Origin of the sequence: uncultured Brachyspira sp. (genome assembly GCF_910578695.1) — a bacterium.
In the GTDB taxonomy this organism is placed as follows: Bacteria; Spirochaetota; Brachyspiria; order Brachyspirales; family Brachyspiraceae; genus Brachyspira.
In genome coordinates this window covers 1-19147 of the sequence record NZ_CAJTQJ010000008.1, presented here as the reverse complement: position 1 = coordinate 19147, position 19147 = coordinate 1, and the positions used below count along the sequence as shown (strand labels likewise).

The window sequence follows — 19147 nt, the reverse complement described above, 5'->3', positions numbered from 1 at the left end:
GCTTCGGCTCACTTTTTTTAATTATTTTTTTATTATTATTAAAAATTATTATTTTCTTAAATCATCTACCAATTTAGTTTTATCAGAAGTCTTTTCATCTTTAGTTTTTACTACTTTAGCAGGATTTCCAGCTACAACCTGATTTTCTTCAACATCTTCTAAAACAACGGCGCCAGCTCCAATAACAGCATTTTTTCCAATATGTACGCCTTCTATAATGACAGCATTAGCACCAATAACAACATTATCTTCTACAATGACAGGCTTTGCAGAAGGAGGTTCTATAACACCTGCAAGCACAGTACCAGCACCTATATGACAGTTATTTCCTACCATAGCACGTCCGCCCAAAACAGCCCCCATATCTATCATAGTGTTCTCGCCGATTTCAGCACCTATATTGATAATAGCTCCCATCATAATAACTGCATTATTTCCGATTTTTACTTTATCTCTTATAATAGCACCGGGTTCTATTCTGGCATTTATATTTAAATAATCCAAAGTAGGAACGCCTGAATTCCTTCTGTCATTTTCTAAATAATAGTCGGTTATAAAATCTTTGTATTCTTCTAATATAGAATTTATATCTTCATAGTCTCCGACTGCAAAATGAAATTCGCCTGAAGAAAATACTTTAGCATTTGTTTTTTTTATTTTAGGTAAATTTCCTTTTATATATATTTTTACAGGGGTTTTCTTTTTAGAATTTTTAATATACGCAATAATATCTTCTGATTTTTCCAGCATATCCATTTCAGTTATACTCCTATAATAATTTAGCATTTATATTTTAAGATAAAACTTCTTTCATTCTGTAAAGACCTGGTTTTTTACCTAAAAGGAATTTAGCAGCCTTTATAGCACCATTAGCGAATATTCTTCTTGAAGTGGAAGAGTGTCTGATTTCTATAATTTCATCATCGCCGTAGAAAATAACGCTATGATCTCCTATCACAGAGCCTCCTCTTACAGAATGTATGCCTATTTCTTTTTTATCTCTCACATGAAGTCCTGTTCTTCCATTAACTAAATGCATTTCATTACCTAAAGCATCATTAATAATATTGTAAAGACTCTTAGCAGTACCGCTCGGAGAATCAACCTTTCTATTATGATGAGTTTCAATAATTTCAATATCAAAATCTCTAAGCTGAGGAGCCAATTTAGCAACAACTTCATTCATAAGATTAATGCCTATACAAGTATTAGATGACAGCACTATAGGAATACTAATAGAAGCCTCAACAATTTTAGCAAGCATACTTTCATCATATCCTGTAGTTCCTATAACTATTGGTATATTATTTTTTACACCATAGTCTATAACATTAGCAAGTCTTGAAAAATGAGAAAAGTCTATAATCATATCTCCTTTTTCATTTGTGAAATCATCAGCAAAACCTGTGATTTCTAATTCGCCTTCTCTTTCTATAACTTCTTTTAATATTGAACTCATTACACCTGTTCCGTGTATTAATACTTTCATATTTTACTCCTTTTAATTTTTATAAAAATTATTTTTTTAATCCGTATTTATTTATGATGTTTTTTATATGCTCTCTATTTTTAGAGCTTAAAGGTCCTAATGGAGAGCGGCATTCTCCTACATCAAACCCCATTATATTCATAGCCTCTTTTATAGGTGCAGGATTAGTTTCTATAAACATAGCTCTTATCAAATCTATATATTTAATCTGCAATTTAACAGCTTCATTAACATTTCCACTTATAAAATTCATAACCATATCATGATTTTCTTTAGGTATAATATTGCTTGTAACTGATATGACACCCTTAGCACCTAAAGCCATCATAGGAGTTATCATATCATCATTTCCTGAATATATATTCAATTTCGGAGCAGTATTGACAATATCTGCAGCATAGCTTATATCTCCGCTAGCCTCTTTAATGCCCTGAATATTAGAAATTTCAGATAAAGCTTTAATAATATTTAAAGATAATTTAACTCCCGTTCTTGAAGGCACGCTGTATATAATAACAGGACATTTAACATTATCTGCTATTTTCGTATAATAGTCAATAATACCGCTTTCATTTCCTTTATTATAATAAGGTGTTACTGCCATAACCATATCGGCGCCATATTCATAAGATTTTCTACTAAACTCCACTGCCTCTGCTGTATTATTAGTGCCTGTGCCTGCTATTACAGGAATTCTCTTTTTTACAGCTTCTATGCAGAACTTAATTACTTTTAATCTCTCTTCAGCCGAGAGAGTTGAGCTTTCTGCTGTAGTACCTGCTGCTATTACAGCATCTGTTTTATTTGCTATTTGAAATTCTATAAGTTCTTCTAGTTTTTTATAATTAACCTGATTATCTTTTGTAAATGGTGTTATTAAAGCTACACCTGATCCCTCAAATAATGACATATCCATCTCCTTTAATTATATACTGTATTATAATTTTTTTCCATAGTTAAAAAATTAAAAAAATTAAAATAACAATTAAAATAAAATAATTATATTTGTTTTATAAACTTTTCTTTATTTTTATAAGTATTATAAACATTTAACACCTGAATTTTTACTCCTAAATTAATAGCATTTTCATCTATATCAAATAATCCGTTATGAATAGGTATATTTATTTTTTCATTTGAAACTCCGAGACTAAAAAAAGCTCCCTGTATTTTTTGAAGATAATAGCTGAAATCTTCTGTAGTCATATTAGGGCTTTCCTCTAAACTATTTTCTTTGCCTAAAATCTCTTCTGCCGATTGTCTTATAATATTAACAGCATCTTTATGATTTATTAAAGCAGGATAAGAAGGCATATTAATAAATTTCCCTTCTGCATTGAAGCTTTTAGATGTATTAATAATAATATTTTCTATTGTATTTAATCTGCTTTCTCTTGTATTATCATCGCATAGCATTCTAATTATTCCCTGCATTTTTACATTATCAGCCACTATATTGCCTGCAGTTCCGCCTTTTATAGTACCTATATGAAGCCTTATAGTATTATCTGTAAATGCTGATATAAAGCTGTGAAGCTGAGTAATAATATGAGAAGCAATTATTATAGGATCTATTCCATTATATGATTTTGCTCCGTGTGCCGATTTTCCCTGTATATGTATTTCAAACATATTAGAGCTTGCATACATTGCTCCGTAAGCTGTGCTTATCTGTCCGCATTTTATTTCAGGACGAACATGAAGCCCGTAAATAACATTAACATTCTCTAAAGCATTTTCATTAATCATAGGCAAAGCACCGCCTGTAGTTTCTTCGGCAGGCTGATATATAAGTCTTATATTGCAGGGAGGCTTTATATGCGAAAAATATTTTGCTATTCCTGTAAGTACGGCTGTATGCACATCATGTCCGCAGGAATGACATTTTCCTTTATTTTTTGATGAATAAGAGCAGTTTTTTTTGTCTTCCATAGGCAAAGCGTCCATATCCGCCCTAAAAGCGACTGTAAAGTTTTTATCCTCTCCTTCTATATCTGCTATTATTCCTGTTTCTGCTATTTTTGTTTTATGATTTATATTAAGAGATTTAAGTATAGAAGATATTTTTTCAGAGGTTCTAAATTCTTCAAATCCAAGTTCAGGATAAGCATGCAAATCTCTTCTCAAATCTATCAGAAAATCTTTCATAGATAAAAGAATATCATTTGATACTATATAATTATTATTCTGCATTATTATTACACCTTGATAATTTTAAAAACTATATTTATTTTTTTATTAATGAAATTATATAGAAAATTATTTCTTAGATTTTGATAAATTACATTTGAAAGATTTATAGAATTTAGAAAGCTGAAAATATATATTTGAGGTGAATGAAGTATACATTCTAAACTCCTTAAAAATCGTTTATAGTATTATAATATGTAATAATATTATAAAAGTCAAGAAAATAGCATTATTTTTTGATATAAAACTGCCGTCAAAATTTTTTGTATTTATAATAAAAGCATATATTTATTTTTTTATTTACTTTAATCAGCCCGCCCTCCCGCCCCTATATTCATATAAAACTTAAATTTTTTTAGTTATTTTAACATTCGACTAAATTGTTAAAACATACAAAAGTTATAAAATATTATTGCAATAAATAAAAAATGATTATATATATTTTTCCGATATTAATTTAAATTTTGTTTAAATATGATAATTAGATAAAAAAATCTAATAAGGACTTAAAGAGATATGCAGGATAAAATTAATGAACTTAGAAAAAGAAAAGAGAAAATAGAAGAATCAGGCGGCATAGAAAAAATAGAAGAGCGTCATAAAAAAGGCAAATTAACAGCTAGAGAACGCATTTTGCATCTTTTAGATGAAGATACTTTCTGCGAGATTGATGCATTTATAGAGCATAGATGCAATGATTTCGGTATGGAAAAAAATAAAATAGCAGGCGAAGGCGTCGTTACAGGTTATGGAAAAATTAACGGCAGACAGGTATGCATATATGCACAAGACTTTACAGTAATAGGCGGTTCTTTGGGGCAGATGCATGCTGCTAAAATTTGTAAAGTGCAGGATATGGCTATAAAATTGGGCTGTCCTTGTATAGGTATAAATGATTCAGGAGGAGCTAGAATACAGGAAGGCATAGATTCATTAAGAGGCTACGGCGATATATTCTATAGAAATGTTCAGGCTTCGGGAGTTATACCTCAAATATGCGTTATAATGGGTCCTTGTGCAGGAGGTGCCGTTTATTCTCCCGCTTTGATGGACTTTATATTTATGACTGATAAGGGTTCAAATATGTTTATAACAGGACCTCAGGTTGTAAAAGCTGTAACAGGAGAGAAGGTTTCAGCAGAGGATTTGGGCGGGGCTTTCGTTCATAGTAAAACTTCAGGTGTTGCCTCTTTGATGTTCCCAGATGAAATATCTACATTAGACGGCGTTAAAAAATTATTATCATATATACCTCAGAATAACTTAGAGGATGTGCCTTTAGAAAATACAGGAGATAATCCTAATAGAACAGATGAGGAATTATCAAATATACTTCCTGATAGTTCTAATAAGCCTTATGATATTAAAGAGATTATAAAAAGAGTAGCTGATAACGGCGAATTTTTTGAACTTCAGCCTTTATTTGCCCCTAATATAGTTATATGTTTTGCCCGTCTTGACGGAAAATCTGTAGGCATTATAGCTAATCAGCCTAATTCTATGGCAGGAGTACTTGATATAAATGCTGCAGATAAGGCTGCCCGTTTTATAAGATTCTGCGACAGCTTTAATATACCATTAATTACATTGGTTGATACTGCAGGGTATTTACCCGGTGTAGCTCAGGAGCATAATGGTGTTATAAGACATGGTGCTAAACTTTTATACGCCTATTCAGAGGCTACAGCACCTAAAATCACTCTTATAATAAGAAAATCTTACGGCGGAGCTTATATTGCTATGTGTTCTAAGCATTTGGGTGCGGATATGGTTTATGCTTGGCCTTCTGCCGAGATTGCTGTTATGGGACCTGAGGGAGCTGCTAATATAATATTTAAAAAAGATATAGATAATGCAGAAGACCCTAAAAAGGTAAGAGCCGAAAAGATAGAGGAATATAAAAAAGAGTTTTCTAATCCTTACAGAGCTGCTGTAAGAGGCTATGTTGATGATGTGATAGAGCCTGAATACACAAGAAGTTATTTAATCAATGCTTTGCATTTTCTAGCAAGTAAAAGAGAAAAAAGACTTCCTAGAAAGCACGGAAATATACCTCTATAATATTTAATTTTAAATTAAAAGGAGAATTGAATGGAGCATAATGCGGCTATTACAATATTCGGCATAATATCTGTTTTTGTAGTTGCTTTAGTATTTTATATATTATCTTTGATTTTGGGAATAATTTTCAAAACTAGAAATATTAAAAAAGAAGAAGAGATTATCAAAACTGTATCATTAAGCAAAACCAAAGAAGAAGATTTGCTTAATGATACTGAACTTGCTGCGGTTATCACAGCTGCAATATCAGCCTATACAGGTATGTCCAATAATAAATTTATAATTACATCTATAGAAGAATCTAAAACTCCTATATGGGGAATGGCTAATAGAATAAATAAATAAGCTTTAAGCCAGTAATAAAAAATAAATATTTTGGAGAAAATATAATTATGACTAAACAATATAAAATTACCGTTAATGGAAAAACTTATGATGTATCAGTAGAAGAAGTAAAGCCTGTAGATTCCCGCAAAGCTGTATCTACTATAGTAAATAGAGAATCGGCTTCTGCATCTCAAACATCTTCTGCATCAAATGTATCTAATATGCCTTCTGTATCAAGTACGGCTCAAATTCCTATAGATGAGAATGCCGTATCAGTAAAAGCGGCTATACCCGGCACTATAATATCATTCAGTGTTGCTGTGGGTGATAAGGTGCAGGAAGGACAGGTTCTTGTTATATTGGAGGCTATGAAAATGGAAAATGAAATAGTTTCTCCTGCTTCAGGCGAGATAAAATCTATACATGTAGAAAAAGGCTCTTCAGTTGTGGAAGGTCAGGTTATATTACAGATTAAGTAATATTAAGGGGTAAATATGAATAAAGCTTTAGGTTTGGATTTTAACAATTTATTTACAGGTTTTTATCCTCCGACTATAGCCCAAATTATAATGATGCTTTTAGGAGCATATTTTATATATATGTCTATTTATTATAAGAAAAAGCCTTTGCTTATTCTTCCTATGGGAGTTGCAATACTAGCTGCTAATATGCCTCTTCCTCAAATGACAGAGAATGTTATTAATGGTTTTATGGGTATTCTTAATAGCGGTGCAAAAAGCGGAGTTTATCCTGTATTAGTATTCTTTGCTGTTGGAACTATGATAGACTTGGGACTTGTACTTGCTGACCCTAAAAATTTTTTTATAGGGGCAAGCTCTCAGATAGGCATACTTATAGTATTTTATATAATGAGTTCTATGAGTATAGGAGAAGATTTATCTGCATCTGTTTCTATTATAGGTGCTGCTGACGGGGCTTTGGCTATGTATATATCATCTTTGATTGCAGAGCCTAAATATTTTGCTGCTATTGTTATGTCGGCATATCTTTATATGGAGCTTCTTCCTATAATGCAGTCAGGACTTACAAAAGTACTTACTACTTCAAAAGAAAGAAAAATACCTATGAATTATTTAAGACATGTTTCAAGAGGAGAAAAAATCATATTTGCAGTTATTGCTATGGGGCTTTGCGGTATATTTTTATCAAATTCTTTTCCTCTTATATCAGCACTTTTATTCGGAAGTATTTTAAGAGAATCAGATATTATAAAGAATTTTTCTATAAACTTGCAGAAGTCTTTAACAGGTATATTAACTATGGTTATAGGAATAGCAATAGGATCTTCTGCATCCGCTGATTATTTTATGACTTTTGATACAGTGATTATATTTGCTTTCGGATTATTATCATTAATATTAAGTACTGCAATAGGTATTATAAGTGCTAAAATTATTAATATACTATCAGGCGGAAAAGTTAATCCTATAATAGGTTCTGCAGGACTTAGTGCTTTTCCAGTGCCCGCTTGGGGGGCTCATGTTTATGGTCAGGAAAATAGCTCTTCAAATTGTCTTCTTCTTCATGCGATGGCTGTTAATATTTCAGGCATAATATCAGGCGCCCTTGTTATGGGTATACTTTTGACATTTTTTCATTAGATATAAATAATATTTTTTAAACATTAATCGTTTGCCCTATTTATTATACAAAATAAATAGGGTTTATTTTATGGCTGTACTGCCGAAAATTATACTATAAATGTATAGGGAAAATTATGGTAAAAAGATTAGTATTAAAAAATGGAACTAAAGTTATACTTGAAAAGATGTCTATGCTTGATACTGTTTCTATAGGTTTTCTATTTTTAACAGGAAGTGCTAATGAAAGTAAAGAAGAAAACGGATATACTCATTTTATAGAACATATGCTTTTTAAAGGTACTCATAATACCAATTCCAAAGATATTATAAGGTCTATAGAAGGAGTAGGGGGCATATTTAATGCATTTACTTCAAGACATTTAACTTCTTTCTATATAAATATTATTTCAAAATATTTTGAAAGGGCTATAGATACTTTAGAAAATATTATACTTAATTCAGCTTTCAGAGAAGAGGATATAAATAGAGAAAAAAAAGTTATCATTGAAGAGCTTAAAATGTCTAATGATACTCCTGAAGAGATATCTGCAAATCAGTTTTTTGCTGCGGCATATAAAGGCACTTCTATGAGCTTTCCAATAGGCGGAAATATCAATAATATAAAAAAAATAAGCAAGGATAAAATTTATTCATATTTTAAAAAACATTTTAATTCTAATAATCTTGTAATTTCTATAGCAGGAAATTTTGATATAGATTATGCTGTTAAAAGATTGGAAAAAATTAAATTAGAAAAAAATGCCAGAACTGTTAATAAAGAGCTTCCTTTCTATTATAAAACTATAACTAAAGAAAAGCAGGAGATTAATCAGGTTTATTTTTCTCTTATAGCTCCTTCATATAATGTATGCGACGGTAAAAAAAGATATGCTATGAATATAGTAAATGATATATTCGGCGGAAGTTCTTATTCAAGATTATTTCAGTCTATAAGAGAAAATAAGGGACTTTGCTATAATATATACAGTTATAATTCAAGTTTTATTAACGGCGGCACATTTGAGATACATGGTTCTACAAGTTTGGACAGATATGAAGAAACTATAGAAAGCATATACTATGAAGTAGAAAAACTGATTAATGATAGAATATCAGAAGATGAGCTTGAAGAGGCTAAAGAAAGCTATAAAGGTTCTATGGCTTTCAGTAAATTCAGTGCCGAGTTTATAATGAATAAGAATGCAAGGCATGAATTATATTTATCTAAATATGTATCATTTAAAGAACTTTATAAGATTATAGATAAAGTTGATTTGAAGATGATTAATGAAGTTATAGATGAAAAACTTTTAAGTAAAAAATTCTTCCTTACATCGGTAGGAGATAAAGGCACTAAGGATATAAGCAATTCTTTAAGCAGAAAATTAAAACTTAATTAAGGCTTTATTATATCTTTTATTTTATTTATGAAAATATCCATTTCTTCATCTGTGCCTACTGTTACTCTTATATAATTATCGATAATATCTGTTTTGAAATATCTTACTAATATTCCATTATCTTTTAATTTTAAGTATATATTTTCAGCAAATATATTTTTATGGGATATAAATAGAAAATTTGATTTTGAATCAAGTACTTTAAAATCTAATTCTTTTAACTGAGTTTTTATTCTCTCTCTGGTATTAATGATTTTTGATACGCTATATTCAAAATATTTTTTATCTTTTACAGCTTCAATTCCTGCAATTATTGAAAGCCTGTTAATAGTATATGAATTAAAAGAATATTTTATATTTTTAAGTCCCTGTATTAAATTCTCATTTCCTAGAGCAAAACCCAAGCGAATACCTGCTAATGATCTTGATTTTGAAAAAGTTTGTATAACTAAAAGATTATCATATTTATTTATAAGTTTATATGCACTTTCAGTTTGAGCAAAATCTATATATGCTTCATCTATTATCACTATATTATCTCTATTGCTTATTATAATTTCTTCTATTTGAGAACTGCTTAATAATAGTCCTGTAGGAGCATTAGGATTTGCTATAAATATCCCAGCATCTAAATTTTTATAATCATTTATATCTATAGTAAAATCATCTTTTAAATGTATTTTTATTTCATTTAAATCAAAAAGAGATGAATATACGGAATAAAAACTATATGTAATATTAGGATAATAAACTTTATCTCCTTTATTAAAGAAAGCCATAAAAGAAAAAGCTAATATTTCATCAGAGCCGTTTCCTATAAATATATTATTTGTATTTATATTATATAATTTTGCAATTTCTTTTTTCAAATCGGAAACATTAGGGTCAGGATAAAGTCTTAAATCATCAAAACTGCTTTTTATTACTGCTTTTTTTACCATATCAGACGGAGGATAAGGAGATTCATTAGTATTTAATTTTATATATTTTTTATCTTTAGGCTGTTCGCCCGGAGTATAAGGCTCTATAGATTTTGCTTTATCGCTTAAAAAATTTTTCATAAAAAATCCATATTTAATATTTTTTTATTTTATTATATATAATATTAAATTATATAACAATATGATAAATATATATTAAAAAAATTAAAAAATATTTGACAGTATTATTTTTATTGTTATATTAATACTATTATTATAAAAATATATTTTTTTAATTGCATAATTTTAATACAGAGGTTTTTTTATTATGAAAAAAATACATAGCTTATCATTTAAAGTGCCTGTTATAATAAGTTCTATTATTTTTATTACAATAGCTTTATTAGCTTCGATTTCAATTTGGTCATCTTCTAGGGCTATAAGAAAATCTTCATTAGAAGGTTTTTCATCTACAGTTTCAGGATATTCATATATGGTATATATGATACTGCATGAACAGCTGCTTGCAATATCAACTTACTCTCAGTCAGGTACATTAGCTAGCGGCATATTAGGTATAGAAGATACTGCATTAAGAAATGATGCTTTAAATAGATTAAAGGATTTTGCTTTAGCAAATACTTATGCTATAAATATAGGATTAGCAGATATTAACGGAAATATTCTGCTTGACAGTGCCGATGATAATCTTGCTGGGGCATCTATAGCAGAGATTCATAAAGATTTGTTTTTAAGAATGAAATCTAATAATTATGAATTTACTTATGATAATTCTCCGAGCATATCATCTACTACAGGAGGACATGCATTGCTTCTTTGCGGAGGAATTAAAGATTCTCAAGGTAATTTTGTAGGATTAGTTTATATAAATTTAGATTTGAAAGAAGTAAATAAATATTTTATAGAAAATTTAAATATTAACGGACATCTTATTGTAGCAAATGATTTAGGCAAGATAATACTCTCTTCTAATTATAAGACTGTAGGAGGAGATTTATACAGTGCATTTGATATAACAAAAACAACTGAAGAGGGAATTATAGAGTCCTATACTATTGGAGGCAAAGAAAAATATACGGCAGCCTATAAAAATGCTATTATAATGCCTTGGTCTGTTATATTTTCAAAATTAGACAGTGAAATATACGGAGAGATAAAATATACGATTCTTCGCACAATTATAATAGGACCTATATTTGTAATATTATGCAGTATATTGATATTTATGTATATAAAAAGTATTACAAAACCATTAGATGAATTAGTTTTCATATCTAAAGAGATTTCAAACGGTAATTTAACATCTAGTGATAGAAGTATAAACCGTAAAGATGAATTAGGAATACTTGCTAATTCTTTCTTTGATATGAGAGACAGACTGTCAGAAATTATTTTTAGGGTTAGAACTTCAGTAGATGAAATAAGAGTAAATGCTCAGGAGCTTTCTCAGGGAAGTATGGATTTATCACGCCGTACAGAATCACAGGCTGCTAGTTTAGAGCAGACATCTTCTTCAATGGAGGAAATGGCTTCTACAATAAAGTCATCAACAGATCAGTCGGTAGAAGGAAATAAAATGATGGTAGAATCTAGAAAGTCCATACAAAATGCAGGGGATATAATATTAGAAACTACAAAAAATATAGAAGAAGTTTATGAGGCAAGCACAAAGATTAAAGATATTACAAAAATAATAGAAGATATAGCTTTTCAAACTAATATACTTGCTTTGAATGCTGCTGTAGAGGCGGCAAGAGCAGGAGATATGGGAAAGGGTTTTGCTGTTGTGGCAAGCGAGGTTAGAAATTTGGCTCAGACTACTCAGTCATCGGTAAAGGATATTACAAATTTAGTTGATAATGCTTATGATAAGATTAATAAGGCTACAGAATCTGCCAGAGCTTCTCAGGATATATTTGCAGAGATTCAGTCAAGAATAGAAGATACTGCAAAAATTATGCAGGATATCAGTTCTACAGCAGTGGAGCAGCAGGCTGGAGTTGATCAAATTAATAGAGCTGTTTTGGATATGGATACTGTAACACAGCAGAATGCTTCTTTGGTGGAAGAGGCTTCTGAATCTTCTAACTCTCTTTTAAGTCAGGCAAAAGAATTGGCTAGTGCTATGAGTTTTTTCAAAGTTTAAAACAAATAAAATGCTGATAAATACAAATATGCAGATATAAAGATAATTTTTATTGAATAAAGCGTCTTTATCTGCATATATTTTTTATATAATTTTAATCTAATTTAAAAAATTATAAACTTTTATAAATCAATAAAGTGATAAATATATAAAAATATTTTTTAATTATATTCAGTTTAATAGTTTTAGATAAATATATATTTTTACCTTATTATGTTACCTTAGATTACAATAATAATAAAAAAAGTGTAATAAATTTTACTGCAAATACGATAATTATAGTAATTAATTAGAAGTAAATTATTTTTTAAGGAGCATAATAATGTCAACAAGCTCATTTTTTGGTATAGAATTAGGTAAAAGATCCCTTCAGAGCTTCAAAACAGCTTTGGAAGTTACAGGGCATAATATAAATAATGTTGCAACTAAAGGATACAGCAGACAAAGAGTAGTAATGCGTACATTTGATAAGCCTTTGGAAGCACCTAGTTTGAATAGAGCAGAACGTGCAGGACAGATAGGACAGGGTGCTGAAATCACTTCAATAGAGAGAATAAGAGATCAATTCATAGACTCTAAAATTATGACGGAGCTTGGCACTGACGGCTATTGGAAAACAAAGTCTGATTATTTAAAGCAGCTGGAAGCTATATATAATGAGCCCGGAAATTCTAATTTGAGAAATGATTTAGATGCTTTTTGGGATTCTTGGCAGGAAATGGCTTCTAATCCTGCAGAAAGAGGCACTAGAATGGTGCTTGTGGAAAGAGCTGACAGAATAAATAATTCTATTAATCAGATGTTTAATCAAATGAATAGTATGCGTAATAATTTGAATAATTTAACTGAAAATAAGGTTAATAGAATCAATGATATATCCAATTCTATTAAAGATTTAAATGTAGAGATAGTAAAACAGCAGGCATTGGGGCAAAATCCTAATGATTTATTAGACAGAAGAGATTTGCTTTTAGATGAGCTTTCTTCTCTTGCTAATGTTGATATAAAATCTATTGATCCTGATGAAACTATGATTTATATAGGCGGAAGGGCTTTGATTCAGGGCAATATAGTAAGCGAATTAAGTATAGAAAGAAATGTTAATAATGAAGGAATGTATGATATTTATTGGAAAAAAGATCATGTTCAGGTACAGTTTGAGGGCGGAGAATTAAAGGCTTTATTAGAGCTTAGAGATGTTGATACTGTTGATGCTGTAAATGATTTAGATACTTTTGCTATGAATTTAGCCGACAGCGTAAATGAAGTTCATAGAAGCGGTTTCGGACTTAATCAGGAAACAGGCATAGATTTCTTTACAGTTACAAAAACTACTCCTTCTGTAATAGGTAATTTTGATATTAATAATGACGGGCAGGAAGATTCTACTATAATGTTTAAGGTAAGCGGTATTAATTCTGTAGATTCAACTGCAAGTATAGGAAGCAGCGGAACTTTAATATTTGGAAATAAAACAAGAGAAGGTACTGATATTGCCATAGATTATACTGCTCAGATGAAAGTAGGAGATTTAATAGATAAGATTAATTCAAGCGAAGCTAATGTATCCGCTTATTTAGATGATAAAAACAGACTTGTACTTAAAGCAAGAGGTTTTGATGATTATATAAAGCCTTCTTATTTTATTAAGCATATAGAAGATTCTGGCGATTTTCTTGTGGGTATTACAGGATTGCTAAATCAGTCAGGTGCAGACGGTGCTTATAATTGGCAGGCAGTAAATCAGGTAAATAATTTAGCAGGAGATTTTAGAAACTTTACTGTTACACCGGACAGACATCCTGCATCGGCTATTGCAGTTAATGATATTATAAGAAACGATGTAAACTATATAGCAGCTTCAAAAGGCATAGATACTACAGGAAACGGCTTTAATGATAAATGGAATGGAATAGGAGACGGCTCTAATGCTTTGGCTATAGCTAATTTAAAAAATAAAGAGATAATGGCAGAGAGTAAATCTACATTTAATGACTTTTATATAGGAAGCATATCAAAAATAGCATCAAGAACAGAGACAGCCAATGCAGAAACAGAAAAACAAACTGTTGTTATGGAATATTTAGAAAAGTTAAGACAGTCAGTATCTGGAGTCAATTTAGATGAAGAAGTTGCTCAGATGGCTATGTATCAGCACGGATATAATGCATCTGCTAGGGTTGTAAGCGTTATGGATCAGCTTCTTGATGTGGTGATAAATAGAATGGGTGTGTAAGTAATATATAGTTTTTTAGGCGGCGTCTATTTATTTAGATGCCGCCGTTTTTTTATATATATAATGCTTTATAAAAAATATTATACTTTTTTATTTATATCTCTTTACAGCCATTAGTTTTAAATATATTATAGTTATAATTCTTTAAAATATATACTTCAAATTCCGATATTAAATATACAGGAGCATTTTGAAATGAGTATAAAGATTCGCATAATTTTAATAATTGTTGGAGTTATGGTTCTAGTAGCGGCAAGCACCAACTTTTTAAGTACTACTTTAAATACAGAAACTTTTTCTGCTATTACGGAAAGAAGTTTAGATAATAGATTTAGATTAATAGTTAAAGAATTTGAATATAATATAATGTCATCAAGAGAAGAAGCGGCAAAGGTAGCGGCAACTTTATGTGCAGGATATGATGATAATATAAAAAACTCTGCTCCAGAATATAGGGATAATTATTTTCGTGATTTTTTAGCTGCCTCTGTAAATGAATCTCAATTATACTTTGACAGAATTATCAGCATAATGTTTCATCCTTCTGCTGTTTATAATGAAAATAATATGCTTTCTACATATATATACTCTACTATAGATAATAAATATTCTAAATTGAATACAACTAATCAAATTATGTGGAGCAATCTTACTAATAATTATGATAAATTAGATAATAATCCTCTTTTAAGAAAAATGCTTACTCCTTATATAGAAACTGATAATATAGGTTCTACATTTAATGTATCATCAACAATACTCGATTCTGCAAATAATAGAGTTATAGGTTTGGCTAATGTGGGAGTATTATTTAATTATTCTATGCAGAATATAAAAGATATTCTTAGTATAGAAGATGCTGATTTATTGATAATAGATAAAAAAAATATGACTATTATTAATTCTAAAGACAGTATTAATATTAATGATAAAGTAGAGCTGTTATATCCTAATGCTTATGAAATATTCAGTTCTAATTTAAATACAGGAGATATTATAGTTAATGATATAGAAATTAATGAATCTTCTTATAAGTCTTATGTTACTACTATTGCAGGACTTGTAAATATAGTAATGCTTATACCTGATTCATATTTTACTTTGCAAATAAAAGATATGAATAATTCTATATTCTATACTATTATAATAGCATTCTTAATGGCAATAGTAGCTATAATATTCTTTATTAAAGTATTGTTCAGCTCTATTACGAAGATATCAGATGCTATAGGCGATTCTGTAGATAATAAAGATTTAACAGTTAATATACCTGCTATTTCAGGAGGCGATGAAATAGGAGAGATGACAAAATGGGTTGGAATTTTAAATAATTCTCTTCAAAATATACTTTCAAGCGTAAAGAAAACTATATTAACTTCTAAAAAGCAAAGCGATACATTATCCAAAAAGATAAGCGATAATTTAGAAATAATATACAGTATCAATAATAATATAGAAATTATAAAAAATAATGTTAATGATGAATTAAGCCAAGTAGAAATTGTAGAAAGCAGCAATCAGAATATGCAGGAATATATATCTTCAAATACAAATAATATTGACTCAGTTGAAAGAGATACTAGAGAGCTTCAGAATAATATTATTGAAGAAGGCGAAAATATAGAGCAGATAGTTACTTCTGTAGAGGAAATGAGTAAAACTATAGAAAATATAGATGCTATTATTTCTAAAGCCACAAATAAGGCTAAAGATTTATCGGTTGCTTCTGTAAAGAGTAAAGAAAAAATGCAGGCTACTTCTATGGCTACAGGAGATTTGAGAAATGCTTTAGGCTTTATTTCCAATTTCGTAAGCTCTATTAGGAATATAGCACATCAGACAAATCTTTTAGCTATGAATGCTGCTATTGAGGCAGCTCACGCTGGAAAATATAGCTCTGGTTTTGCTGTTGTTGCCGAAGAGATTCGTAAATTATCAGAAGTTTCAAATGAACAGGCAGATAATGCAAATAAGGTGCTTCAAAATATAGAAGAAAAAATTATTATAACTACAAATGATTTAACAGAATCTACTGAGCAGTTTGATTTGCTTACTAAAGATGTACAGGAAGTTACTGATATAATGGACACTGTGCATGTATCTTCTGTTGAGCAGCTAAGGGCTATTAATGAGATAGTAGATTCTATTACTAAAATATCTCAGTCAAGCGAGCATATTAAAACTCAGTATATTGATATGGCTGATAAACTTGGAAACATAAAAAATAGTCTTGAAGCTCTTAATAATATTTCGATTTCTACATCAAAAACTATGAATAAATTAAAAGGCATATCCGAGTCTATACATGCAAGCGTAGAAAAAATTTCAGAGAGTTCAAATGATCTTTCTAATTCTGCAAATAGTATGAATAAATTTTCTAATGACAATAACAGATTATTATCAGGGCTTGAAACAGAAATATCTCAGTATAAGATTAAGGATATAAAAGGCAGAAAAGATGCGGTTACTCAAAGGGTAAAAGGCTTAACTCTTATAATATTAAAAGAATTTATAAAAACAAAATTCGGAGAGGAGGGCTATCAAAGATGGGTAACAGAGATGGAGCCTTCATCTTCTTTAATATTCAAAAATGAAATATCAAGTAAGGAATGGTATCCGTATATAACATCATTCCATAAGCCTTATAAATTGGTATGCGATTTATTCTATTCAGGGGCTAATACAGGCATTAAAGAAATTTCTGAATATCATTATTATCAGATAGTTCCTAAATATATAAAGCCTCTGCTTTTCTTTATGCCTAAGCATTTTGCTTTAGGATATGCAGCAGAACATATATTCCCTGATTTATTTGACCCTGCTAAAATTGAATTAATAAAAGCTAGAAAAAAATTATTGGTGGTTCATCTTACTAACTTTAATGAAGACCCTGAAGTTATTGAGCTTGCTATACTTGCTTGGGCTAGTCTTTTCCTTGAGTCTCTTACTCATATAAGGTCAACTATGGAAATTACAAAATCTATTAGAGACGGCGAGATTTATACTGAATTCGTTCTTAAATGGTAATAGGTTTTATAAAAAATGTCTCTAATATTGTGTTTTTATAAATTTAAAATTATAATATAAGAGTTTATTATAATAAATTTGAGGCATATATGATAAAAGATATTAATCCGATTACAAAGACTTTAGGATTTAAAATACTTATAATAGTGATATTAGGACTTTTGCTTTTAATTCCAATGGCTTTTATAAACAGCGTTGTAAAAGACAGAATGAGATATCAAAGAGAAGCAGTATCTTCTATAATAGACCCTGTAGGAGGCAGTGCCGATATACAAGGCATTGTTATTGCAATACCTTATTTAAATAGAGTTATTAATAATGAAACCAAAGAAATAAGCTATATAAGAAAATATATTTTTTATATGCCTAATCAGTATAATATAAAAGGAGATGTAGAAGTTTTAAGCTTAAACAGAGGTATATTTAAAGCACCTGTTTTTAATTCTTTATTAAATATTAATGGAAGATTCGATAAATATAATTCTGATATATACAATTTAGATGAAAATAATAATATAATACTTTATGATGAGGCTATGCTTATATTGGGTATAGGAAATAAAAAAAATTTTATGAAGCTTCCTAATATATTAATTAATGAAAATGAAGAGCTTTCATATTATGAGAAAAATATTAATATAAATTTAAGTATGTTTACTCATAAATTTTTGTATTCTATTTCGAGAGATAAAATATTAAACGGCTTTGATTTTAATATTGATATGTATATTCAAGGCGGAAACTCTCTTATAATAACGCCTTTAGCTTCTGAAAATACTTTTATAATATCTTCAAAATGGAAAGATCCTAGTTTTACAGGAGGATTTCTTCCTTCAAAAAGAGAAGTTAATAATAACGGATTTAATGCTGAGTGGAATATAGCAAGCTTCAATACTCCTTTTACAAAATATTGGACTAGCGATGAAAATGCTAATTATAATGCAGATATTAAGAATAATAATGTTTTTGTATCTTTTCTTCTTCTAAATGATAATTATCAGAAAACTTCAAGAAGCGTAAAATATGCTATACTTTTTATATTCATTCCGTTTTTTATATTATTTTTATGCGAGGTGCTTTCAAAGAAGAGAATTCACCCTGTACAGTATATTCTTATAGGTATAACTAATGCTGTATTCTATCTGCTTTTATTAGCTATATCAGAGCATATCAATTTTAATTTAAGTTATTTTATAAGTGCATTTATGGTAACAGCTTTAACTTCTATATATATAGGATATATAATAAAATCGCCTAAATATACTATTTCAATGGCGTCTGCAGAGGCTTTAATTTATATATTTTTATTCGGCATACTTCAGCTTACCGATTATGCATTGCTTATGGGAACATTAGGCTTATTTGCCGTTATTGCATTTGCTATGTATTTCACCCGTAATACTAATTGGTATTCAGAAAATAATTAGCGTATTAAATAATTTTTTCTTTACTTTTTATATTTTCACTGTAAAATATATTTATGGGTGAGAAATATTTTAATACTCTAAATGATTATTTTACAGCAATCAAATAATGTTAGAATAAGAAAGAAGATTAGGAATAAAAGAAGTTTATAGCTGGCAACAATAAAAAACTTGTGAGTGCCTGACATTCGTAGAATGGCAGGAGTTATTGACGAACAAGTTTTTTATTAGTAATAATAAAAAAGCGAGCCGAAGCCAGCCCCACAGGGGCACAGACGTGCAAATAAATTCGCCAAAGGCGG

General features: G+C 29.4%; 14 protein-coding genes. 9 read left to right on the top strand and 5 right to left on the bottom strand.

The features are described 5' to 3' along the window. Positions 1-48: 48 nt before the first annotated feature. The 4 genes from dapD to QZ288_RS04050 all read right to left on the bottom strand — a co-directional run bounded on the left by dapD (position 49) and on the right by QZ288_RS04050 (position 3682). Positions 49-756 (bottom strand): 2,3,4,5-tetrahydropyridine-2,6-dicarboxylate N-acetyltransferase, encoded by a 708-nt coding sequence (gene dapD, locus QZ288_RS04065; protein ID WP_295155307.1) that lies wholly within the window; start codon positions 754-756, stop codon positions 49-51. A 37-nt stretch (positions 757-793) separates the two neighbouring features. After that, positions 794-1489 (bottom strand): 4-hydroxy-tetrahydrodipicolinate reductase, encoded by a 696-nt coding sequence (gene dapB, locus QZ288_RS04060; protein WP_295155304.1) that lies wholly within the window; start codon positions 1487-1489, stop codon positions 794-796. Between the two features lie 28 nt (positions 1490-1517). Beyond that, complete coding sequence (gene dapA / locus QZ288_RS04055) at positions 1518-2399, bottom strand: 4-hydroxy-tetrahydrodipicolinate synthase (protein ID WP_295155301.1); 882 nt, start codon at positions 2397-2399, stop codon at positions 1518-1520. Between the two features lie 89 nt (positions 2400-2488). Beyond that, positions 2489-3682 carry a M20 family metallopeptidase gene (locus QZ288_RS04050; RefSeq protein ID WP_295155298.1) on the bottom strand — a complete coding sequence of 398 codons (1194 nt, stop codon included), beginning with the start codon at positions 3680-3682 and terminating at the stop codon, positions 2489-2491. Between the two features lie 513 nt (positions 3683-4195). Between QZ288_RS04050 and QZ288_RS04045 the strand changes: the two genes are divergently transcribed. The 5 genes from QZ288_RS04045 to QZ288_RS04025 all read left to right on the top strand — a co-directional run bounded on the left by QZ288_RS04045 (position 4196) and on the right by QZ288_RS04025 (position 9071). Then, on the top strand, positions 4196-5740 hold the full coding sequence (locus tag QZ288_RS04045; RefSeq protein WP_295155295.1) for an acyl-CoA carboxylase subunit beta: 1545 nt from the start codon (positions 4196-4198) through the stop codon (positions 5738-5740). Positions 5741-5770: 30 nt separating this feature from the next. Continuing rightward, positions 5771-6085, top strand: coding sequence for an OadG family protein (locus QZ288_RS04040; RefSeq protein WP_295155292.1), 315 nt, complete (start codon positions 5771-5773; stop codon positions 6083-6085). A gap of 47 nt (positions 6086-6132) precedes the next feature. Further along, on the top strand, positions 6133-6546 hold the full coding sequence (locus QZ288_RS04035; RefSeq protein ID WP_295155289.1) for a biotin/lipoyl-containing protein: 414 nt from the start codon (positions 6133-6135) through the stop codon (positions 6544-6546). Between the two features lie 15 nt (positions 6547-6561). Then, positions 6562-7689, top strand: coding sequence for a sodium ion-translocating decarboxylase subunit beta (locus QZ288_RS04030; protein ID WP_295155286.1), 1128 nt, complete (start codon positions 6562-6564; stop codon positions 7687-7689). A gap of 116 nt (positions 7690-7805) precedes the next feature. Next, complete coding sequence (locus QZ288_RS04025; RefSeq protein ID WP_295155284.1) at positions 7806-9071, top strand: pitrilysin family protein; 1266 nt, start codon at positions 7806-7808, stop codon at positions 9069-9071. Here QZ288_RS04025 and hisC read toward each other — a convergent pair. Then, the gene (gene hisC / locus QZ288_RS04020; protein WP_295155281.1) at positions 9068-10132 is read right to left on the bottom strand and encodes a histidinol-phosphate transaminase; all 1065 of its coding nucleotides are present in this window, start codon (positions 10130-10132) and stop codon (positions 9068-9070) included. The two genes, QZ288_RS04025 and hisC, sit on opposite strands and share 4 nt — an antisense overlap. A 187-nt stretch (positions 10133-10319) precedes the next feature. Here hisC and QZ288_RS04015 point away from each other — a divergent pair, with 187 nt between their 5' ends. The 4 genes from QZ288_RS04015 to creD all read left to right on the top strand — a co-directional run bounded on the left by QZ288_RS04015 (position 10320) and on the right by creD (position 18848). Beyond that, on the top strand, positions 10320-12158 hold the full coding sequence (locus QZ288_RS04015; RefSeq protein WP_295155278.1) for a methyl-accepting chemotaxis protein: 1839 nt from the start codon (positions 10320-10322) through the stop codon (positions 12156-12158). Between the two features lie 322 nt (positions 12159-12480). After that, a complete protein-coding gene (flgK, locus tag QZ288_RS04010; RefSeq protein WP_295155275.1) occupies positions 12481-14394 on the top strand; it encodes a flagellar hook-associated protein FlgK in 1914 nt (637 codons plus the stop codon). 195 nt (positions 14395-14589) lie between these two features. Beyond that, positions 14590-17421, top strand: coding sequence for a methyl-accepting chemotaxis protein (locus QZ288_RS04005; RefSeq protein ID WP_295155272.1), 2832 nt, complete (start codon positions 14590-14592; stop codon positions 17419-17421). 89 nt (positions 17422-17510) lie between these two features. After that, positions 17511-18848, top strand: a complete 1338-nt coding sequence (creD, locus tag QZ288_RS04000; RefSeq protein WP_295155269.1) for a cell envelope integrity protein CreD — start codon at positions 17511-17513, stop codon at positions 18846-18848. Positions 18849-19147 lie beyond the last annotated feature (299 nt).

Bases quoted from the DNA above. Each gene is read 5' to 3' on its own strand.
- QZ288_RS04035 (WP_295155289.1), top strand. From the start codon at position 6,133: ATGACTAAACAATATAAAATTACCGTTAATGGAAAAACTTATGATGTA.
- dapD (WP_295155307.1), bottom strand. From the start codon at position 756: ATGGATATGCTGGAAAAATCAGAAGATATTATTGCGTATATTAAAAAT.
- QZ288_RS04030 (WP_295155286.1), top strand. From the start codon at position 6,562: ATGAATAAAGCTTTAGGTTTGGATTTTAACAATTTATTTACAGGTTTT.
- QZ288_RS04025 (WP_295155284.1), top strand. From the start codon at position 7,806: ATGGTAAAAAGATTAGTATTAAAAAATGGAACTAAAGTTATACTTGAA.
- dapB (WP_295155304.1), bottom strand. From the start codon at position 1,489: ATGAAAGTATTAATACACGGAACAGGTGTAATGAGTTCAATATTAAAA.
- QZ288_RS04015 (WP_295155278.1), top strand. From the start codon at position 10,320: ATGAAAAAAATACATAGCTTATCATTTAAAGTGCCTGTTATAATAAGT.
- flgK (WP_295155275.1), top strand. From the start codon at position 12,481: ATGTCAACAAGCTCATTTTTTGGTATAGAATTAGGTAAAAGATCCCTT.
- hisC (WP_295155281.1), bottom strand. From the start codon at position 10,132: ATGAAAAATTTTTTAAGCGATAAAGCAAAATCTATAGAGCCTTATACT.
- QZ288_RS04005 (WP_295155272.1), top strand. From the start codon at position 14,590: ATGAGTATAAAGATTCGCATAATTTTAATAATTGTTGGAGTTATGGTT.
- QZ288_RS04050 (WP_295155298.1), bottom strand. From the start codon at position 3,682: ATGCAGAATAATAATTATATAGTATCAAATGATATTCTTTTATCTATG.
- QZ288_RS04045 (WP_295155295.1), top strand. From the start codon at position 4,196: ATGCAGGATAAAATTAATGAACTTAGAAAAAGAAAAGAGAAAATAGAA.
- QZ288_RS04040 (WP_295155292.1), top strand. From the start codon at position 5,771: ATGGAGCATAATGCGGCTATTACAATATTCGGCATAATATCTGTTTTT.
- dapA (WP_295155301.1), bottom strand. From the start codon at position 2,399: ATGTCATTATTTGAGGGATCAGGTGTAGCTTTAATAACACCATTTACA.
- creD (WP_295155269.1), top strand. From the start codon at position 17,511: ATGATAAAAGATATTAATCCGATTACAAAGACTTTAGGATTTAAAATA.